General features: G+C 48.2%; 4 protein-coding genes. All 4 read right to left on the bottom strand.

What is annotated here, in order from left to right; genetic code table 11:
* Positions 1-82: 82 nt before the first annotated feature.
* The gene (locus AC1WIP_RS10940; RefSeq protein ID WP_481141861.1) at positions 83-1999 is read right to left on the bottom strand and encodes an ABC transporter ATP-binding protein; all 1917 of its coding nucleotides are present in this window, start codon (positions 1997-1999) and stop codon (positions 83-85) included.
* Positions 1989-3737, bottom strand: coding sequence for an ABC transporter ATP-binding protein (locus AC1WIP_RS10935; RefSeq protein ID WP_481141860.1), 1749 nt, complete (start codon positions 3735-3737; stop codon positions 1989-1991). The genes AC1WIP_RS10940 and AC1WIP_RS10935 overlap by 11 nt, the downstream gene beginning before the upstream one ends.
* 149 nt (positions 3738-3886) lie before the next feature.
* Positions 3887-4390, bottom strand: a complete 504-nt coding sequence (locus tag AC1WIP_RS10930; protein ID WP_481141859.1) for a MarR family winged helix-turn-helix transcriptional regulator — start codon at positions 4388-4390, stop codon at positions 3887-3889.
* Between the two features lie 136 nt (positions 4391-4526).
* A partial coding sequence (locus tag AC1WIP_RS10925) for a DUF2726 domain-containing protein (protein WP_481141858.1) occupies positions 4527-5167 on the bottom strand: 641 nt, incomplete at its 5' end.

Below are 5167 nucleotides of genomic sequence, written 5' to 3'. Positions count from 1 at the left end.
GCAATTTCTCTATTTAAAAACGGCCTGCCTCCTATTTTCAGAAGACAGACCGTTTTTTCATTCTATTGAAATCTATTGAGGATTAATCCAGCTCCAGCGCGCCGGTGTACAGCTGATAATAGGTACCCTTAAGCTTGATCAGATCCTCATGGGTGCCACGCTCAATGATCCGTCCATGGTCAAGCACCATGATCGCATCGGCGTTCTGTACCGTGGATAGACGGTGGGCGATCACAAAGGTAGTGCGCCCCGCCATCAGCGCATCCATGCCTCGCTGAACAATAGCCTCGGTGTGGGTGTCAATGGAGCTGGTAGCCTCGTCCATGATCATAACGGGCGGGTCAGCCACAGCAGCCCGGGCGATGGCCAGCAGCTGGCGCTGTCCCTGGCTTAAATTCGCCCCGTTTCCAATCAGCATGGTGTTATAGCCGTCCGGCAGCCGGCGGATAAAGTCATCTGCACCAGCCAGTCTGGCAGCGGCAATACATTCCTCATCACGGGCTTCCAGATTTCCATACCGAATATTTTCCATAACCGTTCCGGTAAAAAGGTTGGTATCCTGCAGCACAATGCCAAGGCTGTGGCGCAGATCCGCCTTCTTTATCTTATTGATATTGATGCCGTCATAACGGATTTTACCGTCGGCAATGTCATAAAAACGGTTGATCAGGTTTGTGATAGTGGTTTTTCCGGCGCCGGTAGAACCCACAAAGGCAACCTTCTGTCCCGGCTTTGCATACAGGGAAACGTTGTGAAGAACTGTCTTTTCAGGTACATAGCCAAAATCCACATCGAAGAAACGCACATCTCCCTGGAGACGGGTATAGGTAACGGTGCCATCGTGATGAGGATGCTTCCAGGCCCACACATTGGTGCGCTCATGGTATTCCTCCAGGGTGCCGTCAGCACGCTCTCTTGCGTTGACCAGCGTCACATAGCCCTCGTCTGTCTCCGACTCTTCATCCAGCAGCGTAAAGATACGATGGGCACCGGCAAGGCCCATAACCACCATATTGACCTGATTGGACACCTGCCCGATCGCTCCTGCAAACTGCTTGGTCATATTCAGAAAAGGCACCACAATGCTGATGCTCAAAGCCATGCCTGAAATGCTGAAGTTAGGCGCTCCGGCCAATAACAGGCTGCCTCCAACCAATGCAACAATAACATACATTACATTGCCGATATTGCCCAACAGGGGCATCAAAATGTTGGCATAGCGGTTTGCCCTTTCAGAATTTTCGAACAGCTCATCATTTACCTTATCAAAATCGGCCTTGGCACCGTCCTCATGGCAGAATACCTTGATAACCTTCTGGCCATTCATCATCTCCTCCATAAAGCCTTCCGTGCGGGCAATGGTGATCTGCTGTCTGAGGAAATAACGGGAGGAATGTCCGCTGACATAACGAGCCACAAAGGTCATGATCACAACGCCGCAGACCACAACCATAGCCAGCCAGACGCTGTAATACAGCATAATGCAAAAGACGCTGATCAGCGTAACGCCTGAAATCAGCAGCTGAGGCAGGCTCTGGCTGATCATCTGACGCAGCGTATCAATATCATTGGTATAAAAGCTCATGATATCCCCGTGGTTATGGGTGTCAAAATAACGGATGGGCAAATCCTGCATATGGTCAAACATTTTCTTTCGCAGCTTAGCCAGCGTTCCCTGAGTAATCACAGCCATCAGCTGGGTGTAAAATATACCGGCAATCAGACTGATGACATACATAGTAATCAGAATCGTCAGCAGGCTGAAAATACGGCCTGAGGCCGAAGCCCAGTCACCGGCTTGAAAGGTATCCTCAACCACGGCAATCACATTCTGCATGAAAATCGACGGCATGGAACTGACAATGGCATTGATGAGAATACAGACCAGCGTAACCGGCAAAAGTACCGGATAAAACTGAAATACGGTCTTAATCAGGCGGCCCAATACGCCTTTGGGAGCACGTCTGCCCCGCGCAGTGGTGTTGGTGTTATTCGGCATCCTTGTCACCTCCTACTCGATTTTGAGATGTATAAATATCACGGTAAACCTCGCTGGATTCCATCAGCTGATCATGATTGCCGACGGCACTGATGCGCCCGCCCTCCATCAGGATAATGCGGTCCGCATCCTGCACACTGGCAACCCGCTGCGCAATAATGATCTTTGTGGTCTCAGGAATAAACTCACGGAAGCCTTTCCGAATCAGGGCGTCTGTACGGGTGTCCACAGCGCTGGTGGAATCGTCCAAAATCAATATCTTAGGCTTTTTGAGCAATGCCCGGGCAATACACAGGCGCTGCTTCTGGCCTCCGGAGACATTGGTTCCTCCCTGCTCAATCCAGGTGTCATACTTGTCTGGAAACTGCTGGATAAATTCATCGGCTTGAGCCAGACGGCAGGCCTCCTCCAGCTCCGCGTCGGTAGCGTTTGGATTGCCCCAGCGCAGATTCTCCTTGATGGTGCCGGAAAACAGAACGTTCTTTTGCAGCACCACTGCAACCTGATTCCGAAGAGTTTCCAGGTCGTACTGACGCACATCCACGCCGCCCACCTTAACGCTTCCCTCCGTCACATCATACAGACGGGGAATCAGCTGAATTAACGATGACTTGGAGGAACCTGTGCCGCCCAGAATACCGATAATCTCACCGGATTTAATGTGCAGATTGATATCGGACAGCGCCATGCGGTCAGCCTTTTTGGAATACTTAAAGCTTACGTTTTCAAAATCAACGGAGCCGTCCTTTACCTCCGTCAAAGCATTCTCAGGGCTCTGCAGCGTACTCTCCTCACTGAGCACCTCCACAATACGCTCTGCGGACTCAATGGACATGGTGATCATCACGAATACCATGGAGAGCATCATCAGGCTCATCAAAATCTGAAAGCTGTAGGTCAGCATGGAGGACATCTGTCCCACGTTTAAGCTGAGTCCATGGCTGGTGATAACAGTATAGGAGCCATAGGAAAGCACAAACACCATTCCGGCATAAACGCAGAACTGCATCATGGGATTATTGATAGCCATGATCCGCTCCGCACGGGTAAAGTCTTTCTGTACGTCTTCCGCTGCAGCACCAAACTTTTTCTTTTCATAATTCTCACGCACATAGGATTTTACCACGCGCATGGCCTGTACGTTTTCCTGTACCGAATCATTCAAAGCGTCATACTTGCGGAATACCCGGCGAAACAACGGGGTAGCCCAGCGAATGACCAAAAACAAGCCGATTCCCAGAAGCGGAATGGTAAACAAAAAGATCGCAGCCAGACGTCCGCCCATAATAAAGCCCATCGCAAATGAGAAGATCAGCATCAAAGGGCAGCGGATGGCAACGCGGATAATCATCATGTAAGCCATCTGTACGTTGGTAATATCAGTGGTCAGACGGGTAACCAGACTGGATACCGAAAATTTGTCAATGTTTTCAAAGGAATAATCCTGTATTTTGTAAAACATATCCTTTCGCAGGTTACGCGCGAAACCGGCAGATGCCGTTGCACAGGTAGCGCCTGCCGCGCCGCCGAAAATCAGCGAGACAACAGACATGGCAATCAAAACCGCACCATATCTGGCAATTACATCCATAGAGCAGCCGGCCTGCATCTGGTTTACCAGATTTGCGATCACAAACGGGATCGCGCATTCCAGAATAACCTCCACCGTCACCAGCAAAGGCGTCAGGATTGAAGCCTTTTTATACTCGCGAATGCTGCGGGCCAAGACTTTTATCATTTTGACTTCCTCCTTTTTTACATTTCGTTTCTTTTCGTTTTTTTGGCGCAACACACCTCTCAAGACGCCCCCCAAAGCCCTCTTTTTGAAACTGCCGCACCTGAATGTACGCCGGGCAGGCTTCACTGCCCATGCCAGCGGCCACCCTGTTATTTGTTCTGCTGCGAACTTTTGGGATCCCATGGGTGCATGATCTCGCCGGAAGAATCATCAGCCGCCCTGCTATCCCAGTCATCCAGATTGCGCAGCATCTGGGCTGCCATCTCCTTGAACAGCTGCACCTGACCCTCGGAGAGTCCGCGCGTCAGCATCTGATCGGTCTCCTGCAGGCAGGCATACACCTGGGCGTCCAGCATAGCGGCACGCTGTGTAGGCACCAGGCTTTTCAGTCTGGCATCGCTTTCTACGCTCTCCCTCCGGATAATTCCGTTTTTTTCCAGCAGCTGCAGGATACCCGTTGCAGTAGAACGGCTCAGTCCGAACACGTTCTCAATATCACGCTGGAAAATGGGACCATCCTGATAATGGGACAGAATATAGTAGATTACCCGGCTCTGTACGCCGGTGATGCCAAGATTGTGCAATGTGGCATTCAGCCGCGTTTTAACCTTATGAGACAGCAGATTAATCCACGCACCACAATCCTTTTCCACCTCAGACACCCCCTTTTTTTAGTACAACTGTCAATTATATTGTTTGGATGCGAACAGTATAGTACTCCATTTTACCTATAATGTCAAGGGGTGAAAATGATTTAATCCATGATCTACTTGATTTTCTTTCCTTTGGTTATCCAACCAGCTTTTCCAGCATTTCAGCAATCTTTTCTCTTTCACCACTGCCATTTGTTTTAAATCTCAGTAACGGAATTTGATGCAGCTCCATTATGTGGTTTTTCAGCAAATCTCTTGAAGCCTGCACAGTATCTTTTTTATGATATTCATATCCATCAACTTCAATCGCCAACACAGGCTTTTTACCAATTCTGTTATAAATCAGAAAATCCAAATGTGTTGCCGGATTCATTGCATACTGGCATTCCTGTTCATTTAATAATTCTGGATTTTTAATCAGCATATTCAAAGGGAAATGACAAACAACATCTAAGCTTGAATATTTATTATCGGAGATAATTTCCTCTATCAATGAATACATCAGATTCTCCGAATCATATTCTGATATCTTCTTATGCTTCTGCAAATATGCTATCCTTTCCTCTGTATACTGCTTGTAAAGGTAATCAAAAATGGAATATATTTTGCTCTCTGTCACCTCAAAATTGTTATATTGAATGTAATCAATCAAATCTGTGATATTGCGTTCTTTCGCCTGTTCATTTCCAGTTACAACCAACATCAATTTCTTCTTCGCCCTCGATACAGCAACATTGATTAAATATGGATCATCTGCAAAATCAGATATTTCATCAT

It is taken from the genome of Acetatifactor sp. (assembly GCF_982438285.1).
The sequence above is the reverse complement of the archived record's forward strand: the minus strand, read 5'-3'. Positions and strand labels throughout refer to the sequence as shown.

Coding starts and splice junctions, on each gene's coding strand:
- AC1WIP_RS10935 (WP_481141860.1), bottom strand. CDS start 3,737: ATGATAAAAGTCTTGGCCCGCAGCATTCGCGAGTATAAAAAGGCTTCA.
- AC1WIP_RS10940 (WP_481141861.1), bottom strand. CDS start 1,999: ATGCCGAATAACACCAACACCACTGCGCGGGGCAGACGTGCTCCCAAA.